21 protein-coding genes are annotated in these 20,215 nt (G+C 66.2%); 12 read left to right on the top strand and 9 right to left on the bottom strand.

What is annotated here, in order from left to right; all coding sequences use genetic code 11:
* The 7 genes from pcaF to LXB15_RS00665 all read right to left on the bottom strand — a co-directional run bounded on the left by pcaF (nucleotide 1) and on the right by LXB15_RS00665 (nucleotide 6,341).
* Entirely contained in the window at nucleotides 1-1,209 is a 1,209-nt protein-coding gene (gene pcaF, locus LXB15_RS00695) for a 3-oxoadipyl-CoA thiolase (protein WP_233950390.1), read from the bottom strand.
* An 87-nt stretch (nucleotides 1,210-1,296) separates the two neighbouring features.
* Nucleotides 1,297-2,256 (bottom strand): CHAD domain-containing protein, encoded by a 960-nt coding sequence (locus tag LXB15_RS00690; protein ID WP_233950389.1) that lies wholly within the window; start codon nucleotides 2,254-2,256, stop codon nucleotides 1,297-1,299.
* A gap of 78 nt (nucleotides 2,257-2,334) precedes the next feature.
* Entirely contained in the window at nucleotides 2,335-2,802 is a 468-nt protein-coding gene (locus tag LXB15_RS00685) for a CYTH domain-containing protein (protein WP_233950388.1), read from the bottom strand.
* A 14-nt stretch (nucleotides 2,803-2,816) separates the two neighbouring features.
* Nucleotides 2,817-3,698, bottom strand: coding sequence for a metal ABC transporter permease (locus LXB15_RS00680; protein ID WP_233950387.1), 882 nt, complete (start codon nucleotides 3,696-3,698; stop codon nucleotides 2,817-2,819).
* The gene (locus tag LXB15_RS00675; RefSeq protein ID WP_304502382.1) at nucleotides 3,695-4,555 is read right to left on the bottom strand and encodes a metal ABC transporter permease; all 861 of its coding nucleotides are present in this window, start codon (nucleotides 4,553-4,555) and stop codon (nucleotides 3,695-3,697) included. The genes LXB15_RS00680 and LXB15_RS00675 overlap by 4 nt, the downstream gene beginning before the upstream one ends.
* Nucleotides 4,552-5,454 (bottom strand): manganese/iron ABC transporter ATP-binding protein, encoded by a 903-nt coding sequence (locus LXB15_RS00670; protein WP_233953291.1) that lies wholly within the window; start codon nucleotides 5,452-5,454, stop codon nucleotides 4,552-4,554. Before LXB15_RS00670 ends, LXB15_RS00675 begins: the two co-directional genes overlap by 4 nt.
* A complete protein-coding gene (locus LXB15_RS00665; RefSeq protein WP_233950386.1) occupies nucleotides 5,451-6,341 on the bottom strand; it encodes a metal ABC transporter substrate-binding protein in 891 nt (296 codons plus the stop codon). The genes LXB15_RS00670 and LXB15_RS00665 overlap by 4 nt, the downstream gene beginning before the upstream one ends.
* A 273-nt stretch (nucleotides 6,342-6,614) precedes the next feature.
* Here LXB15_RS00665 and LXB15_RS00660 point away from each other — a divergent pair, with 273 nt between their 5' ends.
* The 7 genes from LXB15_RS00660 to LXB15_RS00630 all read left to right on the top strand — a co-directional run bounded on the left by LXB15_RS00660 (nucleotide 6,615) and on the right by LXB15_RS00630 (nucleotide 14,154).
* Nucleotides 6,615-7,049: a twin-arginine translocation signal domain-containing protein gene (locus LXB15_RS00660; protein ID WP_233950385.1), complete on the top strand. Its 435-nt coding sequence runs from the start codon at nucleotides 6,615-6,617 to the stop codon at nucleotides 7,047-7,049.
* A gap of 114 nt (nucleotides 7,050-7,163) precedes the next feature.
* A complete protein-coding gene (gene lepA, locus LXB15_RS00655) occupies nucleotides 7,164-8,984 on the top strand; it encodes a translation elongation factor 4 (protein WP_370640147.1) in 1,821 nt (606 codons plus the stop codon).
* Between the two features lie 63 nt (nucleotides 8,985-9,047).
* Complete coding sequence (locus tag LXB15_RS00650; protein ID WP_370640146.1) at nucleotides 9,048-9,482, top strand: very short patch repair endonuclease; 435 nt, start codon at nucleotides 9,048-9,050, stop codon at nucleotides 9,480-9,482.
* Nucleotides 9,479-10,639, top strand: coding sequence for a DNA cytosine methyltransferase (locus LXB15_RS00645; RefSeq protein WP_233950383.1), 1,161 nt, complete (start codon nucleotides 9,479-9,481; stop codon nucleotides 10,637-10,639). Before LXB15_RS00650 ends, LXB15_RS00645 begins: the two co-directional genes overlap by 4 nt.
* Nucleotides 10,636-11,337: an Eco29kI family restriction endonuclease gene (locus LXB15_RS00640; protein WP_233950382.1), complete on the top strand. Its 702-nt coding sequence runs from the start codon at nucleotides 10,636-10,638 to the stop codon at nucleotides 11,335-11,337. The genes LXB15_RS00645 and LXB15_RS00640 overlap by 4 nt, the downstream gene beginning before the upstream one ends.
* A 115-nt stretch (nucleotides 11,338-11,452) precedes the next feature.
* The gene (locus LXB15_RS00635) at nucleotides 11,453-13,585 is read left to right on the top strand and encodes a Z1 domain-containing protein (protein ID WP_233950381.1); all 2,133 of its coding nucleotides are present in this window, start codon (nucleotides 11,453-11,455) and stop codon (nucleotides 13,583-13,585) included.
* 119 nt (nucleotides 13,586-13,704) lie between these two features.
* The gene (locus LXB15_RS00630; RefSeq protein WP_233950380.1) at nucleotides 13,705-14,154 is read left to right on the top strand and encodes an AAC(3)-I family aminoglycoside N-acetyltransferase; all 450 of its coding nucleotides are present in this window, start codon (nucleotides 13,705-13,707) and stop codon (nucleotides 14,152-14,154) included.
* A gap of 703 nt (nucleotides 14,155-14,857) precedes the next feature.
* Here the strand turns inward: LXB15_RS00630 and fae are convergent.
* Nucleotides 14,858-15,397 carry a formaldehyde-activating enzyme gene (gene fae, locus LXB15_RS00625; protein ID WP_233950379.1) on the bottom strand — a complete coding sequence of 180 codons (540 nt, stop codon included), beginning with the start codon at nucleotides 15,395-15,397 and terminating at the stop codon, nucleotides 14,858-14,860.
* A 210-nt stretch (nucleotides 15,398-15,607) separates the two neighbouring features.
* Here fae and LXB15_RS00620 point away from each other — a divergent pair, with 210 nt between their 5' ends.
* The 5 genes from LXB15_RS00620 (at nucleotide 15,608) to dps (ending at nucleotide 19,361) form a co-directional block, all read left to right on the top strand.
* Nucleotides 15,608-16,003, top strand: coding sequence for a DUF1801 domain-containing protein (locus tag LXB15_RS00620; RefSeq protein ID WP_233950378.1), 396 nt, complete (start codon nucleotides 15,608-15,610; stop codon nucleotides 16,001-16,003).
* 138 nt (nucleotides 16,004-16,141) lie between these two features.
* A complete protein-coding gene (locus LXB15_RS00615) occupies nucleotides 16,142-17,410 on the top strand; it encodes an Hsp70 family protein (protein WP_233950377.1) in 1,269 nt (422 codons plus the stop codon).
* Between the two features lie 76 nt (nucleotides 17,411-17,486).
* Entirely contained in the window at nucleotides 17,487-17,912 is a 426-nt protein-coding gene (locus tag LXB15_RS00610) for a heme-binding protein (protein ID WP_233950376.1), read from the top strand.
* 129 nt (nucleotides 17,913-18,041) lie between these two features.
* Nucleotides 18,042-18,671, top strand: coding sequence for a peptide-methionine (S)-S-oxide reductase MsrA (gene msrA, locus LXB15_RS00605; protein ID WP_370640145.1), 630 nt, complete (start codon nucleotides 18,042-18,044; stop codon nucleotides 18,669-18,671).
* 165 nt (nucleotides 18,672-18,836) lie between these two features.
* On the top strand, nucleotides 18,837-19,361 hold the full coding sequence (gene dps / locus LXB15_RS00600; RefSeq protein ID WP_233950375.1) for a DNA starvation/stationary phase protection protein Dps: 525 nt from the start codon (nucleotides 18,837-18,839) through the stop codon (nucleotides 19,359-19,361).
* 77 nt (nucleotides 19,362-19,438) lie between these two features.
* Here the strand turns inward: dps and fsa are convergent, their stop codons facing one another.
* The gene (fsa, locus tag LXB15_RS00595) at nucleotides 19,439-20,092 is read right to left on the bottom strand and encodes a fructose-6-phosphate aldolase (protein WP_233950374.1); all 654 of its coding nucleotides are present in this window, start codon (nucleotides 20,090-20,092) and stop codon (nucleotides 19,439-19,441) included.
* Nucleotides 20,093-20,215 lie beyond the last annotated feature (123 nt).

Raw genomic sequence — 20,215 nt, 5'->3', positions numbered from 1 at the left:
TCAGGCCCGCGCCAGCGCGATGGCGATGCCCTGGCCGACACCGATGCACATCGTCGCCAGCGCCATCTGGCCGTCCCGCTCGGCAAGCTCCAGCGCCGCCGTCCCGGTGATCCGCGCGCCGGAGGCGCCGAGCGGATGGCCGAGCGCGATCGCCCCGCCATTGGCGTTGACATGCGCCGCCGCCGGATCGATCCCCAGCTCGCGCAGCACCGCGATGGCCTGGCTGGCGAAGGCCTCGTTGAGCTCGACCACGTCGAAATCGCCGGGCGCGATGCCGAGCCGCGCGCAGAGCTTCTGCGTCGCCGGCGCCGGCCCCATGCCCATGATCCGCGGCGGCACGCCCGCCGTTGCCCCGCCGAGGATGCGGGCGATCGGCGTCAGCCCGTGCCGCAGCACCGCCGCCTCGGAAGCGACGATCAGCGCCGCCGCGCCGTCGTTGACGCCGGAGGCGTTGCCGGCCGTCACCGTGCCGCCCTCCTTGCGGAACGGCGTCGGCAGCTTCGCCAGCTTCTCCGCGGTGGTGTCGCCGCGCGGGTGCTCGTCCGCGTCGACGACGACCGGCTCGCCCTTCTTCTGGGCGATCGCCACCGGGACGATCTCGCGCGCCAGCCGGCCTGAGGCCTGCGCCGCCGCCGCCCGCTGCTGCGAGCGCGCCGCGAAGGCGTCCTGGTCGGCGCGGGAGATCTGGTAGTCGGCGGCGACGTTCTCGCCGGTCTCCGGCATCGAGTCGACGCCGTACTGCGCCTTCATCAGCGGATTGACGAAGCGCCAGCCGATCGTCGTGTCGTAGATCGCGGCGTGGCGCGAGAACGCCGTCTCGGCCTTCGGCATGACGAAGGGCGCCCGCGACATCGACTCCACCCCGCCGGCGATCGCCAGCTCGATCTCGCCGGCCCGGATCGCCCGCGCCGCGGTGACCACGGCATCCATGCCGGAGCCGCAGAGCCGGTTGAGCGTCACGCCCGGCACGCTCGCCGGCAGGCCCGCCAGCAGCAGCGCCATGCGCGCGACGTTGCGGTTGTCCTCGCCGGCCTGGTTGGCGCAGCCGTAGAACACCTCGTCCAGTTCGGCCCAGTCGACGCCCCCGTTGCGCTCCATCAGCGCCCGGATCGGCACGGCGCCGAGATCGTCGGCCCGCACGCCGGAGAGCGCCCCGCCGAAGCGCCCGATCGGCGTCCGGATGAAATCGCAGATGAAGGCCTCGGCCATGCGGATGTCTCCCGTCCTGTTCGGCCTCGCTTATCGCGCCGTTCGTCGCGGAAGAAAATGGCCGCCCAGTGCCACCGGTGGCCGGGGTCAGGAGACCGCGGCCGCGCCCGTCCCGGCGGGCTCGCCGTCACGCCGGGCGCGCTCCGCCGCCACGTGCCAGAGCCGGCCGATGCGCTGTTCGGCCGCCGATGCATCCTCTGCGAAGAGCCGCCGCGCCCTGTCGAGGCTGGCCTGGCGCAGTTCCGCCTGGCGCCGTTCGATCAGCGCCAGCACCACCGCCACCTTGTCGGGCGAGCCGAAGGGCTCGGGGTCCGCCGCGATCTCCGCCTGCAGCACGGCATAGTCGTGGTCGAGCCCGAGATCGTCGCCCAGCGCCGCTGCCGCGTCCGCCAGCGGCGCCATCGCCTCCGGCCACAGCGGTCCGAGCAGCTTCAGATGCATCGAATGGTATTTGGCGCGCTTGCGCAGATCATGGAAGATCGACGCCTCCCCGCGCTTTTCGGCGTCGCTGATTTCGACGCGCGCCTGACCCGCAATGCGGGCAAAGCCGCTGGCGACGATGGCGGCGGCGTCGCCCGCTTTGTTCTTCTTGCCGACCGCGAAGGCGTCGAGCCGGCTGCGCGCCTCGGCGAGATTGCGCAGCGTCGCCTCGATGGCCGGGGCGAGATCGGCGGCGGACGCCGTCTCGCGTTGCGCGATCAGATGCTGCCGGATCGGCTCGAACGCCTCGCCTGCTTCCTCGTCCTTGTAGCGGGCCTGCAGCGCGTCGAGCGATTCGACCAGGGCAGCGCGGTCCCGCACGCCCGACAGCGCCCGGGCCATGTCGCGGAAGCGGGCATTTTCCTTGGCGTAGAATTTCGGCCTTGCGTCGCGCACCAACCGGAGCAGGCCGCGCAGCTTCTTCAGCCGCTTGCGGACATCGTGGACGGCTTCGTGCTGGTCGCCCGCGGGGTCGGAGAGTTCCTTCTCCGCCTTGCGGATCTGCTCGCCGGCGATGCGGCGGACCTCCGCATCGAACGGGGCAGCGAGGTCGAATCGGTAGGCCATCCGCATCGTCCTTGTGTTGGGCGCAAAGGTATCGGGCGGAAGAAGGCGGCGACAAGGCCTGGGCGGGCGGGCGCGACGTCAGTCCGGCTGGGGCAGGCCGTCCAGCGCCAGTCGGGCGTTGAGGTAGCGCGGATCGCCGGTGACCTCGCGGCCGAGAAACGCCGGCAAGGGCGGCTGGTCGCTGGCGTCCTGCAGCTCGATCTCCGCCAGCACCAGGCCCGCCAGGTCTCCCTCGAACACGTCGACCTCCACCTGCCAGCGGCCCAGCGGCACGATGTGGCGGGTCTTCTCGACGAGCTTGCCGACGCGGCTGTCTCGCAGCGCCTCGGCGTCCTCCAGCGGGATGTCGTATTCGAACTCGCCGCGGTCGGCACCGCTGCCGGTCTTGATGGTCAGCCGGGCGCTCGCCCTGTCCTTGATGCGCACCCGCATCGAGGCGTCCGCCCGGGCGAACAGATAGAACTGGGCGAGCCGCGCGGTTTCGGTGACCGCGCCGCGCCAGTCGTCGTTTGCCACCAGGAATTTCCGTTCGATCTCGCGCGCCATGGCGTGAAGGCTCCTCAGCCGGCCTGTTCCGCCGGTCCGTCGGGTCCGCGCCGGGCGCCGCCGCGCCTTTCCGCCGCCCGCGTCCGCAGCGTCGTCGCTATGAAGGCGCCGATGAACACGATGGTCATCAAGAGCACGATGGTCGGCGCCGGCGCGCTGTCGATGAAGAAGCTGAGATAGACCCCGGCCAGCGAGGCGCCGGCAGCGACCAGCGTCGCCGTAAACAGCATCATGCCGAAGGAGCGGGTCAGCAGGAAGGCGATTGCCCCCGGCGCGATCAGCAGCGCAATGGCGAGGATGATGCCGACCGCCTTGAGCGCCCCGACGATGGTCAGCGACAGGAGGCAGAGCAGGCCGTAATGCATCAGCTGGACCGGCAGGCCGACGGCCTTGGCCTGCGCCGGGTCGAAGGCGTGCAGCAGGAGGTCGCGCCATTTGAGCAGGATGATCCCGGCGACCACCAGGGCGATGACGCCGCTCTGCGCGATGTCGGCCCAGCCGATGCCGAGAATGTCGCCGAACAATATGTGGTCGAGATGCACGTCGGTCTGGATCTGCGTGTAGAGCACCAGGCCGAGTGCGAACATGCCGGAGAACACCACGCCCATCACCGTGTCCTGCTTGATCCGGCTGTTCTCCTGCAGGAAGCCGGTGGCGAGCGCGCAGGTCATGCCAGCCGCGAAGGCGCCGATGGCGAGCGGGATGCCGACGATATAGGCGATCACCACGCCCGGCAGCACCGCATGGCTGATCGCGTCGCCCATCAGCGACCAGCCCTTCAGCACCAGGAAACAGGAGAGCAGCGCCGCCGGCACCGCGACGAGGACCGCGACGATCAGCGCGTTCTGCATGAACGGGAACTGCAGCGGCATCAGCGCCGTGTCGAGGAAGCTCATGGCGACGGCTCCAGCGCCTCGGCCCGCCGCCGCTTGGCGGCCAGCATGCCGTGCTTGGGTGCGAAGACGAAGGTGAGAAGGAAGATCGACGTCATCAGGACGACGATGATGCCGCCGGTCGCCCCGTCGAGGAAGAAGCTGGCATAGGCGCCGACGAAGCTCGTCACGGCGCCGATGGCGACGCTGATCAGGATCAGCCGCGGGAAGCGGTCGGTCAGGAGGTAGGCCGTGGCGCCGGGCGTCACCACCATGGCGATGACCAGGAACGCGCCCACCGTCTGCAGCGCCGCCACGGTCGAGGCGCTGAGCAGGGTGAAGAACACGATCTTCAGGAGCGCCGGGTTGAGGCCGATCGACCGGGCGTGGTTCTCGTCGAAGAAGGTCACCATCAGGTCCTTCCACTTCAGCCCGAGGATCGCCAGCGAGACGAAGCCGATGATCGCCAGCTGCAGCGTGTCGGCGGGCGTGATCGCGAGGATGTTGCCGAGCACGATGGTCTGGATGTTCACCGAGGCCGGCGACAGCGACACCATGAACAGGCCGAGGCCGAAGAACGAGGTGAAGATCAGGCCGATGATCGTGTCCTCCTTCAGCCGCGTGCGCTGGTTGAGGAACAGCATGGCGCCGGCCGCCAGCCCGCCGGACAGGAAGGCGCCGAGCGCGAAGGGCAGGCCCAGCATGTAGGCGCCGGCGACGCCCGGCACGATGGCGTGGCTGAGCGCGTCGCCGATCAGCGACCAGCCCTTCAGCATCAGATAGGCCGAGAGAAACGCGCAGACCGCCCCGACCAGCGCCGAGACCCACATGGCGTTGACCATGTAGCCGTAGCCGAAGGGCTCGAGCAGCGTGTCGATCACGGCGCGGTCTTCCCGGCCGTCGGCGCCTCGTCGGACGCGTCGTCGCCGTAGAGCACGAACGGCCGCTCGTCGTCGGAGAGCACGCCGACCGGGCCGCGGCCGCCCCCCTCCGGCGCCTCGAAGGCGAAGTGCCGCAGCACGCCGCCGAAGGCCCGCTCGAGATTGGCCTGGGTGAAGATCTCCGGCGTCGGCCCGTAGGCGAGCACCGTGCCCTTGAGCAGGATCGTGCGGTCGCAGAATTCCGGCACGCTTCCGAGATTGTGCGTGGAGACCAGCATCACCCGGCCCTCTTCCCTGAGGTCGCGCAGCAGCCCGATGATGGCTTCCTCGGTCTTGACGTCGACGCCGGTGAACGGCTCGTCGAGCAGGATAACCCGGCCGTCCTGCGCCAGCGCCCGCGCCAGGAACACCCGCTTGCGCTGGCCGCCAGAGAGCTCGCCGATCTGGCGCTTGCGATAGTCCGCCATGCCCACCCGGGCGAGCGCCGTGTCGACGGCCTGCCTGTCGGTGGCCGAGGGAATGCGCAGAAAATTCATGTGGCCGTAGCGGCCCATCATCACCACGTCCTCGACCAGCACCGGGAAGCTCCAGTCGACCTCCTCGGCCTGCGGCACATAAGCGACGAGGCCCTGCTTTAGCGCGTCGCGCACCGGCAGGCCGAGCACCCGAATCTCGCCCCTGGCGACCCGCACGAAGCCCATGATCGCCTTGAACAGCGTCGACTTGCCGCTGCCGTTGACGCCGACCAGAGCAGCGATCGTGCCGGTCGGGATGGCGAAGCTGGCGTCGCGCAGCGCCGTCTGGCCGTTGCGATAGGTCACCGTCGCGTCGGTCACGCGAATGCCGGCGCCGGCTTCCGCCCGGGCGGCTTCGTGGAGGTCGGGCGCCAGCTCGTTCATTTGGAAAGACACGCGGCGATGGTCTCCGCCGTCACGCGCAGCAGGTCGAGATAGGTCGGCACCGGCCCGTCCGCCTCGCTCAGCGAATCGACATAGAGGACGCCGCCATAGGTGGCGCCGGTCTCGCGCGCCACCTGCTGCGCCGGGTCCGGCGAGATCGTGCTTTCGGAGAAGATGCAGCCGATGTCGTTGGCGCGCATCGTGTCGATCACCTCTCGCACCTGCTGGGGCGTTCCCTGCGCGTCGGCGTTGATCGGCCAGAGGAACAGCTCCTTCAGCCCGAAGTCGCGGGCGAGATAGCTGAACGCCCCCTCGCTCGTGACCAGCCAGCGCTTTTCCTCCGGGATCGCCGCGAGCTCCACCCGGATCGGCTCCAGCGTCGAGGCGATCTCGGCCTTGTAGGCCTCGGCATTGGCCAGATAGGTGTCGGCATTGTCGGGATCGGCTGAGCCGAAGGCCTCGGCGATGTTGTCGATATAGATGTTCGCCGCCTCGCCCGACATCCAGGCATGCGGGTTGGGCTTGCCCTCGTAGGGACCGGCGGCGATGCCCATCGGCACCACGCCGTCCGACACGACGATGCTCGGAACGTCCGAGAGGTTCTGGAAGAACCGCTCGAACCAGAGTTCGAGATTGAGCCCGTTCCACAGGATCAGCTGCGCACCCTGCGCCTTCAATATGTCGCGCGGCGTCGGCTGGTAGTTGTGGATCTCGGCGCCGGGCTTGGTGATCGACTCCACCACCGCCGCGTCGCCGGCGACGTTGCGCGCCATGTCGGCGATGACCGTGAAGGTGGTCACCACCTTCAGCTTCTCCTGCGCCGCGGCGGGGCCGGCGGCGAGGCCCGCGGCCACGAGAAGGGCGATGGTCCACCGGACGGTGCGCATGCGTGTTTTCACCTGTTGAGGATTGCCAGCCTTCCAGATAGCGGCATGGCCGCACCGCGTCAATGCAATTGCAAATCATTCGCAACAATTCGCGCCTGCCGCAACGCCGACGCCATCCGCCGCAACGGCGACGCCTGCCGCCGCCCGCCGCGCGCCATCCGCCGGTTCGCCCGGTCCGGTGGACCGATGCAATCCGGCTTCTATCTTGCCGACAGGGACGATGTTGCCGGCCGCCTGGCCGGCCCCGCCGCAATGCGGGACAGGAGAAACACCATGTGGAAGACAGTCAGAATGCTGTTCGGCACCGGCCGGACGGAAGCCGCGGCCGAGCCGGAGCCGTCGCGCCGGCAGTTCCTCGTCGGCCTCGGCGTCGCGGGCGGCCTTGCCGTCGTCGCGCCGGCGCTGCTGCGGGCAACCCCTGCCGCGGCGGCCGAGCCGATGCCGGCGCCGGGCCCGCTCGCCGACGCCGATGCCGACGACGGCTACGAGGTCGCCCAGCGCTGGGACGACGACCGGCGGTACCGTCGCTACCGGCGCCGGCGCCGCCGGCATGACCGCCGCCGCTACGACCGCCGCGACTTCGCCCGCCGCTGCCGGCGCGACCCGCGCTTCCGCCGCGACAACCGCAATCTCTGCCGCCGGGTGATCGGCGGCCGCGGCCGCCGCGGCAGCTGCGTCGATCTCGGCCCGGTCACGATCTGCGACTGAACCACCCGCGGGCGGCCGTCAGTGGCCGCCCGCCACCCGCTTTCGGCATGATCCTTGCCGCCTTGCGCAAGAAACCCTGCTTTCAACACCGCTAAAAATCGTTATATCGCGGCCATGAGCACCATGCCCGCGAACACGCCCCTCGACCACATCCGCAATTTCTCGATCGTCGCCCATATCGACCACGGGAAATCCACCCTCGCCGACCGGCTGATCCAGTCGACCGGCGGGCTGGAGCTGCGCGACATGAAGGAACAGGTGCTCGACTCGATGGACATCGAGCGCGAGCGCGGCATCACCATCAAGGCGCAGACCGTGCGCCTGCACTACACCGCCCGCAACGGCGAGACCTACGTCCTCAATCTCATCGACACGCCCGGCCATGTCGACTTCGCCTACGAGGTGTCGCGCTCGCTGGCCGCCTGCGAGGGCGCGCTCCTGGTCGTCGACGCCGCCCAGGGCGTCGAGGCGCAGACGCTCGCCAACGTCTATCTCGCCCTCGACAACAATCTCGAGATCGTCCCGGTCCTCAACAAGATCGACCTGCCGGCCGCCGAGCCGGACAAGGTGAAGGAGCAGATCGAGGACGTCATCGGCCTCGACGCCTCCGACGCGGTGATGATCTCCGCCAAGTCCGGCCTCGGCATCGAGGACGTCTTGGAGGCGATCGTCCATCGCCTCCCCGCCCCCAAGGAGGGCGACCGCAACGCGCCGCTGAAGGCGATGCTGGTCGACTCCTGGTACGACGCCTATCTCGGCGTCATCGTCCTCGTGCGCATCATCGACGGCGAGCTGAAGAAGGGCCAGCTCATCCGCATGATGGGCACCGACGCCAAATACCCGGTCGACCGGGTCGGCGTCTTCACCCCCAAGATGGTCCAGGTGGATGCGCTCGGCCCCGGCGAGCTCGGCTTCATCACCGCCTCGATCAAGGAAGTCGCCGATACCCGCGTCGGCGACACGATCACCGACGACAAGCGCCCGACCACCACCATGCTGCCCGGCTTCAAGCCCGCCCAGCCGGTGGTGTTCTGCGGCCTGTTCCCGGTCGACGCCGCCCAGTTCGACGATCTGCGCGCCGCCATGGGCAAGCTGCGGCTCAACGACGCCAGCTTCTCCTTCGAGATGGAGTCCTCGGCGGCCCTCGGTTTCGGCTTCCGCTGCGGCTTCCTCGGCCTGCTGCATCTGGAGATCGTCCAGGAGCGCCTCTCCCGCGAGTTCGACCTCGACCTCATCGCCACCGCCCCCTCGGTCGTCTACGACATCAAGCTCACCGACGGCACCACGATCCAGCTGCACAACCCGGCCGACATGCCGGACGTGATGAAGATCGAGGCGATCCTCGAGCCGTGGATCAAGGCGACGATCCTCACCCCCGACGAGTATCTCGGCAACATCCTGCAGCTCTGCCAGGAGCGGCGCGGCATCCAGACCGACCTCTCCTATGTCGGAAAGCGCGCCATGGTCACCTACGAGCTGCCGCTCAACGAGGTGGTTTTCGACTTCTACGACCGGCTGAAATCGATCTCCAAGGGCTACGCCTCCTTCGACTACAACATGGCCGACTATCGCGAGGGCGACCTCGTGAAGATGTCCGTCCTGGTCAACGGCGAGCCGGTCGACGCTTTGTCGATGCTGGTCCACCGCGCCCAGGCCGAGCGCCGCGGCCGCGGCATGTGCGAGAAGCTGAAGGAGCTGATCCCCAACCACCTCTTCAAGATCCCGATCCAGGCGGCGATCGGCGGCAAGGTGATCGCGCGCGAGACCATCTCGGCACTCCGCAAGGACGTCACCGCCAAATGCTACGGCGGCGACGCCACCAGAAAGCGCAAGCTCCTCGACAAGCAGAAGGAGGGCAAGAAGCGCATGCGCCAGTTCGGCAAGGTCGACATCCCCCAGGAAGCGTTCATCGCGGCGCTGAAGATGGATAGTTGAGGGGATGTCACCTTCTAAGTGAGACGGGCTGCCAGTGAATGTGCAGTCTCGCGCGACGCATTAATGCACTTGGGCGAGGAGAGTATGGATACGCTGCCTCCAGCCGAACGCAGCCGACGAATGAGCCGGATTCGCTGCAAAGATACAGCGCCGGAAATGTCGGTCCGCCGCTTCGTATACGGGATGGGCTTTCGCTACCGCCTCCACCTGCGCAGCCTGCCAGGATCTCCAGACCTCGTGTTTCTCAGCCGGCGAAAGGTCATATTCGTCCACGGGTGCTACTGGCACCGTCATGACGACCCAGCCTGTAGGCTCGCCCGTCTCCCCAAGTCCCGACTGGATTTTTGGCTTCCGAAACTGGAACGTAATAGCGCCCGCGACCGAGAGAATCAGGAACATCTCGCCACACTTGGGTGGGAAGTTTTGATTGTTTGGGAGTGCGAGATAAGGGATAAAATTAAGCTAGAATCCACTCTCCGGAAGTTCTTGAACAAATGAGATCGATCGAGCTTTTCGCTGGCGCTGGCGGCCTAGGCATCGGGCTGCACCAAGCTGGCTTCCGGCCTCTCCGCGTGGTCGAATGGGACCGTTACTGCTGCGACACGCTGCGCGAGAACAAGCAGCGCGGCATTGAGGCGGTGGCAAGCTGGGACGTCACCGAGGGTGATGTGCGCTCTATCGATTTCAGCACATACGAAGGGAAGGTGGAGTTAGTCTCCGGGGGGCCTCCCTGTCAGCCCTTCTCCGTAGGTGGCAAGCATGGCGCTTATGACGATGCCCGGGACATGTTCCCCGAGGCGATCCGCGCTGTGCGGCAGGCTCGCCCAAAGGCGTTCGTCTTTGAAAACGTAAAAGGGCTCACCAGAGCGAGCTTCCGTAACTATTTCGAATATATCCGACTTCAGCTAGAGCATCCTTTGGTGACAGCGAAGCCAGATGAGATCTGGGTTGACCACCTTTCTCGTCTCGAGCGGCACCATACAGGGGGCGTTAGTGGCGACCTCCGCTATAACGTTGTCACGCGCGTCCTGAACGCAGCAAACTATGGTGTTCCCCAGCGGCGGGAGAGAGTTGTATTCGTAGGCTTTCGGGATGACATCGATGTAAACTGGGCTTTTCCCGAAGAGACTCACAGTCTAGACGCATTGATATGGGACCAAACACAAGGCAGTTATTGGGATAGGCACCGCGTAGCTCGGCAGCACCGGACGCTGAGCCCCAGGGCAATTGCCCGGGCGAATCAAATCTCAACCAAGCCTGACAGCCTGCCATGGCGCACCGTACGCGACGCAATTTGTGACCTCCCCCCTCCGGACAGTCCGGAGGCGATGGCTGCTGGCTTGCTCAACCATCGCTTCCAAGCGGGAGCTCGTTCCTACAAAGGTCACACAGGGAGCCCGTTCGACGAGCCCGCGAAGACACTCAAGGCGGGCGTTCATGGTGTACCTGGAGGCGAAAACATGCTGGCGTGCCCCGACGGTTCAGTTCGCTACTTCAGCGTGCGCGAGACCGCCCGCCTTCAAACCTTTCCGGACAACTTTCTTTTTCACGGCTCATGGACCGAAACTATGCGCCAGCTAGGAAACGCTGTCCCCGTCCTCCTAGCGCGAGCTGTTGGCGAGGATGTCGCTAAACGCCTGAAAGAAACTGTATGACACGGAAGAAGTTAGAGGCCGCGTACAATCCACTTGCCCGCATAAATCTCGCCAAAAGCATTGAAGGGGAACTTTTAAATCGCCCTACAAAGCCGCTCTCGGACGCTGATCAGATCACCGGCGCTGGCATGTATGTAATTTACTACACGGGTGACTTCGAACCGTACGAGCCAATCGCTACAGCCAATGCCGGCGGCCAGTTTGCCAGACCCATATATGTTGGCAAGGCTATTCCGAAGGGTGGGCGTAAGGGCGGCCTCAGCGAGAATGCCGCTGCAGGCGGCGCCGCTTTAGCCGATCGGCTTAGGCAGCACGCATCCTCGGTATCAGAAGCAAGAAATCTAAAGCTTACCGATTTCTACTTCCGGCACCTTGTTGTCGACGACATTTGGATACCTCTCGGCGAGAACATGTTGATCGAGTCCTTTAAGCCGGTCTGGAACCGAGCGATCGATGGCTTCGGCAACAAGGATCCGGGCAGACGACGCGCCACTCAATTTAAGTCTCCATGGGATGTGCTACATCCGGGCCGCTCCTTTTCAACGAAGTTAGCCGACAGCCCCGTATCCCCGGATTTCTTGGTCAAGCGGGTCGCCGACTATTTTGCTAACCGTCCTCTCGCGAAGCTCCCTAAAGTCCTAGCCAAACAGCTGGCTGCGGAGCAAGCTGAAGATGAGGAGGGAAGCGATGAGGTTTAAGATCACAGAGGGGTACGTTCGTGTGTTGAGTTAGAGCCGTCTGGCTGTATTAGATTGATCGACGCTCTACATTACATTCGATAAATTAGTGCGGTTGAATTGGGGGGAATGATTCGTGGGATTCTATTCGAGGCTGCGAGATGCGCGTGGCGACGACGAGGATTTGCAACGCTGCGTAGAGTCTGTTGTCGACCAGCTTCAGTCCGCCGTTGATCCGCGCAAGCCCGGGATGCTTTTGGGCAAGATTCAATCAGGTAAAACTCGCGCTTTCCTTGGGGTGATCGCACGTGCATTCGATCGCGATTTTGACATGGCGATTGTTCTCACTAAGGGAACCAAGACGCTCGCAAATCAGACTGTGAAGCGCATCGCTCGGGATTTCAAGGATTTCATCGACGACGACGAAATCCTACTTTTCGACATCATGTCGACGCCAGATGCCCTAACGAAAGCCGAGCTGCGCCGCAAGATTATTATTGTCGCTAAAAAACAAGTAAAAAACTTGGATCGAATCCAAGCACTGTTTGACAATACGTATCCAGAACTCCGCGAAAAGCGCGTCCTGCTTGTCGATGATGAAGCAGACATGGCCAGTATCCGATTTACAAAGAAAAAGGGGGAAGATAACTACGACCAAGGCACAATTGCCAACCAAATGGATAGATTGCGGGAAACGTTGCCCGGGATCGCATTTTTGCAGGTTACCGCGACGCCCTACGCCCTGTACCTCCAGCCGGAAGCATATGACGAGGCAACGGAGGCGAAGGAGGTATTCTATCCAAAAAGGCCTGCTTTTACCGTCCTGCTACCGATCCACGGGGCCTACGTTGGAGGGGAAGCTTATTTCGGCGGATGGGGAGCGGATGATCCTCGCTACTATCTATATGCCGAGGTCGACAACCGCGAACACGACGCGCTCCGGACAGCGGACGGTCGGTCGATCAGAGAAGATCGCATCTGGACGAGTGAGAACATAAAGATGCTACGGCGGGCGCTGATGAGTTTCCTGCTCGCCATCACCGTGCGGCGTCGCCAACAGGCGGATCTAGACCAGCGGCCTCAGAAATACGCCATGATTATCCACAACGACACACAGCGCGCCGCGCATGATTGGCAATGGGAAACCGTCAACAAGATCGCTAAAGCGTTCGAGTCCGCTGTTGAGCAAGATGATATTCGGCTCCAAAATCTCTTCGACGAGGCCTATGGGGACCTGATGCAATCCGTCATTGCCAATGGCGGGCATATGCCGCCTGCCTCGGATGCTCTTGCCGATGTCCGGACTATGATCATCGACGGGGAGCTTAATGTTCAACGGGTCAATTCGGATGCCCAGCTTGAACCGCTTCTTGATCCGGAGACTGCGGAACTGCGCCTTCGAACGAAAGCAAACCTGTTCATTGGCGGCAGCATTCTCGATCGCGGGATCACTGTCCCCAATCTGATCGCCTTCTACTATGGCCGTAACCCTAAGCGAATGCAGGCAGACACCGTCCTTCAGCACTCACGTATGTATGGCGCCCGGCATCACGATGATCTTGCCGTCACTCGGTTCTACACGTCGCGTGGCGTCCATACCCGGCTGTCGAACATATACGCGCTCGAGACTGCTCTCCGCGAGGCTTTCGAGAGCGGGGCACATGACGCGGGCGTCGTATTTATTCAGAGCGACACGCGCCAAGGTTTCGTTCCCTGCGCGCCGAGTAAAATCAAGCTCAGCGACGTAGTCGCAATACGGCCAAACGAAGCCTTGCTTCCTACCCGCTTCGATACAATTGCTGCAAGCCGTCTTGCGAGGCACGTCGCCGTTATAGACAAACTCGTTCCCAGTACGGCGTTCGACGCCAGAGCCTTCGTTGACATTTCGCTAGAGCAGGCGACAGCTCTGCTCGACGCGATTGAGCCGACGATTGAGCTAGCAGAGGATGGCGAGTTCGACTGGGACGCGATGCGCGGGCTGCTACAATACTACGCCGAACGCGATCGTGGGCACGCACTGCTGCTTGTTGAGACGGGACGTCGGCTCGACCGCGCAAAATCCGGAGATCGCTCAGGTCTCTCCATTCTTGGAACGACTGAACTACGTGCGCTCGTCCGCTCGCCAATGCGAACCGCCCCGGCAATCGTGCTGCTGCGGCAGGAAGGCGGACCGGGACTCGGTTGGAAGGCGGGGCCTTTCTGGTGGCCGATGCTGGTGGCGCCTCCCCAGGCGACACCTTGCGTGTTCGCGACAAAGTCAGCGGCCTGACGGCAGTGACAAGAGCGCGACTTTTCAATGCGTCCGCCTGAATGAGCCCGTCAGACTCAAGGCCCTGAGTAGGGCCATCGACGAATGCGCTCCGCCCCGTGCTGCCCTAGGCCTTTCCCATGACCACCATCCACCTCCTCACCCCCGCCGATCTCCCCACCATGCGCGCCGTGCTGGCGCTGTTCGGCAGGGTCTTCGACGAGCCGGACACGTTCGGCGCCGCGCCGCCCAGCGACGCCTGGCTGGCGCAGCTCCTGGCGCGTGACACGTTCGTGGCGCTGGCGGCGGTCAGGGACGGCGCGGTGGTCGGCGGGCTCGCCGGCTACATCCTGCCGAAATACGAGCAGGCGCGCAGCGAGGGCTACATCTACGACCTCGCGGTGGACGCGGCGCATCGCCGCCAGGGGATCGCCACCAGCCTCATCGCCGCGATGACGCGCGAGGCCAGGGCTCGCGGCGCCTGGGTGGTGTTCGTCCAGGCCGACCACGGCGACGACCCCGCCATCGCCCTCTACACCAAACTGGGGACCCGCGAGGACGTGCTGCATTTCGACATTCCGGTGGACTGACGTGGCGCCCCTCGTCCTTCGACAGGCTCGGGATGAGGGACTACGGCGATGCCGCACCATGCACCGTCCGGGCCGGTCGCCGCCTTGCCCGTCCAGCCGATCTCCCCCCTTGTGGGGGAGATGCCCGGCAGGGCAGAGGGGGGTGCAGCACACGCAAAATCCAGCGCTGCGATCCCCGATGTCACCAAAACTAATCCCCACCTTTCCCCCCGCCCCGCATAATCCTCGCACCGCTGCCCGCTGACGGGTACGAGTGATCGCCGGGATCGTTCGGGGGGTGGCGGGCGGCGTCCGCGTCGGGGTCTCTTCCGGAGAGGCACCGCCCCGGACGGCTTCGACCGCCGCCGGACCGTCCCCCACTACGAGGGGGCTGCGGATTGGTCCGCTTGAGCCCGCGAGGGCGAAGAGCCGGCCGCCATCGCCGGCCCTGCCGCCCATCGCGGCGGGACAGGCGAGGCAACGAAGCTGCACAAACGCCGCGCGGAATGCCGGAGGCGGACCGCAACAGAAACAATACGGAGGGTCTGCCTCCGGCATTCCGCCGCCCGTTGCGGGCGGGCCGCGAAGGCGGCACGAATGACGCGACACCCTCGGCCCGATCGGGCGCGAGGGCGAAGGTGCTTGGGCCTAAGGAGGGGCGGCGAGAGCGGCCCGGCGAAAAGCCCGGCCAAAAGCCGGGCCAAAAGCCTGACCAAAAGTCCGGTCAGTACTCGATGACGCCGTCCAGCGCGTAGTGCTTGATCGTCTTGCGGTTGGCGATCAGCTCGTCGATCGTCGGCTCGCCGGTCATGGCGCGGCGGATCGCGAGCTTCGTCGCCTCGTAATTGGTGCGGTAGAGATCGGCCTTGTCGAGGTTCGGATCCTCGGCGCAGCGCGGGTCGAGCCAGATGGTGATGATCAGGCAGATCTCGTCGACGATCGCCTTCGGGATCACCCCCTCGATGACGCAGTCGACGATGGCGTCGCCCGTCGCGCCCTGCACCACGCCGCCGAGCAGCTCGACATAGGCCTCGGTGTGGATCGTCGCCTTGGTGGTCATCATCGTCGCCGGCCGCACCAGCTGGTTGAGGTCGCGCACCACGAACATGCGGGTATGGCCGACGGTCTGGCCGAGCATCGAGGCGAAGGCGTGCCCGACCGGGCCGGTGACGGCGCCGATCAGCACCTCGGGCATGGCGTCCGTCGCCTGGCCCTCGGCGGCCAGCACCGTCGCCTCGCCGGTGCGGAAGATGATGTCGGTCATGGATGGTCCCTTGTGGATCTGGTGCGGCGCCCTGCCCGCGCCTGTCGCATGTTTCGCCGCGTCGTTCGAGGGGGATCGTGCGGCAGCGCCGGCCGGCTGGGTTGCCGCGACGGGCGCGCGCGCGCGACGATGATCCGATATTGCCGCCCGGCGCCGCGCGGCTTACCCTGCGGAAGCCGGCGCCGAGGCCGGGGAGCGGGGAAACAGGCCATGGACGCCCGTGAGACGCCGGAGAAATCGCCGTCGCAGCTGATCGACGAGCGGATCGCCGAGCTCGGCGACTGGCGCGGCGCGCTGCTCGCCCGGCTGCGGGCGCTGGTCCTGGCGGCAGACCCGGCCATCGTCGAGGAGTGGAAATGGCGCGGCGTGCCGACCTGGACGCATGACGGCATCGTCTGCACCGGCGAGACCTACAAGGCGGTGGTCAAGATGACCTTCTTCAGGGGCGCCGCCCTCGACGACCCGGCGGGGCTCTTCAACGCCAGCCTCGACGGCAACGCCCGCCGCGCCATCGACTTTGCCGAGGGCGCCGCGATCGACGAGCCGGCCCTCGTCGCCCTCGTCCGCGCCGCCGTCGCCCTCAACACGGCCGGCCGCCGCAAGTGAGCTGACCCGGCGAGGCGGCCGCGGCTTCCCAACCGCCGCCGCCTCGGCTATACGGGCCGCCGCTCTTCCCGCCGCCCGGTCCCCTGCCCGCCTCTCACGGCGCGGCGACGCCGTTGCCCGTCCCCCCGCGAGGTTTCCATGACGCTCTATCCCGGGCTCGATTTCGGCACGACCAATTCCACCCTGGCGCTGGCCGGCCCGGGCGCCGCGCCGCGGCTCGTGGCGCTGGAGGGCGAGCACCTGACGATCCCCTCGGCGCTGTTCTACAGCCTCGAGGACGGCCAGACCTATTTCGGCCGGGCCGCGGTGTTCGAATATGTCGACGGCGCCGAGGGCCGCTTCATGCGGGCGCTGAAGTCGATCCTCGGCACCTCCCTGATGCAGGAGAAGACCGCCGTCGGCCGCCAGCGCCTCGGCTTCCAGGAGCTGATCGGCCATTTCCTGCGGCATCTGCGCGTCAGGCTGGAGGCCGAGGCGGAAGCCGACGGCAGCGTCATCGCCGACCACGTCGTGCTCGGCCGCCCGGTGCATTTCGTCGACGAGGACGAAGGTGCCGACCGCGAGGCCGAGGGCCAGCTCGAGGCCGCCGCCCGGGCGGAGGGCTTCCGCCACATCGAGTTCCAGTTCGAGCCGGTGGCCGCGGCGCTGTATTTCGAGCGCCAGGTCAATGCCGAGCAGCTGGCGCTGGTCGTCGACATCGGCGGCGGCACCTCGGATTTCTCGGTGGTGCGGCTGTCGCCGGAGCGGGCGAAGGCCAGCGACCGCCGCAGCGACATCCTCGCCTCGACCGGCGTCCATGTCGGCGGCACCGATTTCGACCGGCTGCTGTCGATCGCCGAGATGATGCCGCATTTCGGCCTGGGGTCAGAGACCGCCGACGGCAAGCGCCGCCTGCCGGTCTGGTACTTCAACGACATGGCCACCTGGCACCGGATCAACACGCTCTACACGCCGAAGATCCTGCGCGACATCGGCCAAATGAAGAAGGAAGCCGCCGAGCCGGAGAAGCTCGCCCGCTTCGAGCATCTGCTTGCCCGCCGCTCCGGCCACCGCCTCGCCGGCGCCGTGGAGACCGCCAAGATCGCGCTGAGCGCCGAGGACGAGACGCTGATAAGGCTGGAGGAGTCCGGCCTCAGCCTTGCCGCGCCGGCGTCGCGGCAGCGCTTCGACGCGGCGACGGTCGAGCTCGTCGGCCGGATCGAGGGTGCCATCGACGCGGCGCTGGCGGAGGCGAGCGTCGCGGCGGAAGCGATCGAGACGGTGATCCTCACCGGCGGCGGCGCGCAGGTGCCGGCCGTCGCGGCGGCGGCCACCGGCCGGTTTCCGCAGGCGCGCATCGCCCGCTCCGATGCGTTCGGCTCGGTCGGGCTCGGCCTTGCGATCGACGCCGCGCGGCGCTTTGCCTGACCCGGCAGCCTGCCGGCGGGATGACTTGCCCGCCCGACATGCTATCACCGGGCCGAACACTGAGGAGGGAGATCCCATGCTGACACTCGACAAGGCCCGCACCATCATCGCCGAGGCGCTGAAGACCGGCGCGGCCAACGGCTGCAAGCCGCTCACCGTGGCGGTGCTCGATGCCGGCGGCGCCCTCGTCGCGCTGGAGCGCGCGGATGGCTCGTCGCGCATGCGGCCCGACGTCGCCATGGGCAAGGCCAACGGCGCCATCGCGCTCGGCATGGGTTCGCGGGCGATCTGGAAGCGCGCCGAGGAACAGCCTTATTTCATCCAGGCGATGAACGCTTTGGCCAAGGGCGTGCTCGTCCCGGTGCCGGGCGGCGTGCTGGTGCGCGGTCCCGGCAACGCCATCCTCGGCGCCGTCGGCATCACCGGCGACACGTCCGACAACGACGAGATCTGCGCCATCGCCGGGATCGAGGCCGCCGGCTTCACCGCCGACGGCGGCTGATCACGGTGCTTTGAGCGCGCGCCTGAAACCTTTCGGGCGCCCTCACCGAAGCTTGTCTTGAGCGCCGGCAGCAGGCGCCGCAGCTATACGCCGGAAAGGTCCGGCGATGGACAGGCAAGGAGCACGGAAATGACGAAGCGGACGAGTTGGCGCCGGGCGGTACTGTTCGGCGCCGCCGGACTGGCGATGGCGGGCGGGCTTGCCCCGGCAGGCGTGGCCGCGCAGGACAGCGCGACGGCGATCTTCGCCGGCGGCTGCTTCTGGTGCGTCGAGAGCGATTTCGACCACCTGGCCGGCGTCACCGGCACGACATCCGGTTACATCGGCGGCGAAAACGCCAATCCGACCTACGAGAACCATCCGGGCCACGTCGAGGCCGTGCGGGTCACCTACGACCCCGCCCGCGTCAGCTACGAGAAGCTGCTCGACGTGTTCTGGCATTCGGTCGATCCGACCGACGCCGGCGGCCAGTTCTGCGATCGCGGCCATTCCTACACGACCGCGATCTTCGCCACCGACGCAGCGCAGCTGCAGGCCGCCAAGGCCTCGAAGGCCGAGATCCAGACAGAGCTGCCCAAGGTGGCGACGCCAATCGCCACGGCCCCGACCTTCTGGCCGGCGGAGGACTATCACCAGGATTACTACAAGAAGAACCCGCTGCGGTATAAGTATTATCGCTACTCCTGCGGCCGCAATGCGCGGGTCAAGGAGGTCTGGGGCGACAAGGCCTATCAGGGGATCAAGGACGCCGTCGGCTGACGTCTCGCGGAGGCAGCTCGGCCCTTCATCGGCCACCGCCCGCAAGGGTATCGGGGAATTGGTCGCAGATGGAACCGTTCCCCGCCGCCGGGATTACCGGGGGACCATCTCGAGCGCGGCGCCGTTGCGACGCGTGATCCCCCTGACCGACCGAAGGAGACGCTTGTGGCCAAGGACAAGACACCCAAAGGCGCCGCTGCCGCCAAGACCCCGATGCACAAGACCATGAACCCGATCTCGGAGAACATCCGCGGCGCCATGGTCGAACTGCTGCAGGCCCATCTCGGCACCGCGATCGACATCACCTATCAGACCAAGCAGGCGCACTGGAACGTCAAGGGGATGAACTTCATCGCCGTGCATAAGCTGTTCGACGAGTTGCACGACCTGACCGAAGGCTATGTCGACGACATCGCCGAGCGCCTGACGGCGATCGGCGGGCAGGCCCACGGCACCGTCCAGGCATCGGTGCAGAACTCGCTGCTCGACGCCTACCCGCTGGACCTCGTCAAGTCGGAGGATCACCTGCGCCGCCTGACCGCGAGCTACGCCAAGTGGAGCGCGGCGGTCGAGAAGGGCATCGAGGAAGCCTCGGAAGCCGGCGATCCGCTGACCGAGGACCTCTTGACCGGCATCGGTCGCGGCCTCGACAAGTCCATCTACTTCATGGAGAGCCATTTCCAGGGCTGATCGAGGCTCCGGAACTGGGTGGAAAAGGCGGCTTCGGCCGCCTTTTCCATGTCTAGTATCCGGTTCTTTGGTCCGGCTCAGCCGATCGTCTGGCCGCTCTTCTTCCAGTCGGCGAGGAAGTTTTCCAGGCCCTTGTCGGTGAGCGGGTGCTTCACCAGCGCCTTGAGCGTTGCCGGCGGCACGGTGGCGACGTCGGCGCCGATCAGCGCCGCTTCCCGCACATGGTTCAGGGTGCGGATCGACGCGGCGAGGATCTCGGTCTCGAAGCCGTAATTGTCGTAGATGCGCCGGATGTCGGCGATCAGCGCCATGCCGTCGAGATTGATGTCGTCCAGCCGTCCGATGAAGGGCGAGATGAAGGTCGCGCCGGCCTTGGCGGCGAGCAGCGCCTGCACGGCCGAGAAGCACAGCGTGACGTTGACCATGTGGCCCTCGCCGGTGAGCTCCTTGCAGGCCTTGAGGCCGGCCAGCGTCAGCGGCACCTTCACACAGACATTGTCGGCGATCTCGGCCAGGATACGCCCCTCGCGGATCATTTCCTCGGCCTCGAGCGCCGTCACCTCGGCGGAAACCGGCCCTTCCGTGACGTCGCAGATCTCGGCGACGATGTCCCGCATCGGGCGGCCGGCCTTGGTGATCAGCGACGGGTTGGTGGTGACGCCGTCGATCAGGCCCGCGTCCTGCAGTTCCCGGATCTCGGCGATGTCGGCGGTGTCGACGAAGAATTTCATGGCGTGCCTCGCGGAAGTTCGATTGGCGGATGTGACGCGTCCTTACCAGTCTTTGGCGGTGCCGCGCCATACGCGAACAGGTCGGCCTGCCGCCGATGTTTCCGAGACGGCTGCCAATCCCTA

This window comes from Aurantimonas sp. HBX-1, from assembly GCF_021391535.1.
Taxonomy (GTDB): domain Bacteria; phylum Pseudomonadota; class Alphaproteobacteria; order Rhizobiales; family Rhizobiaceae; genus Aurantimonas.
The sequence above is the reverse complement of the archived record's forward strand: the minus strand, read 5'-3'. Positions and strand labels throughout refer to the sequence as shown.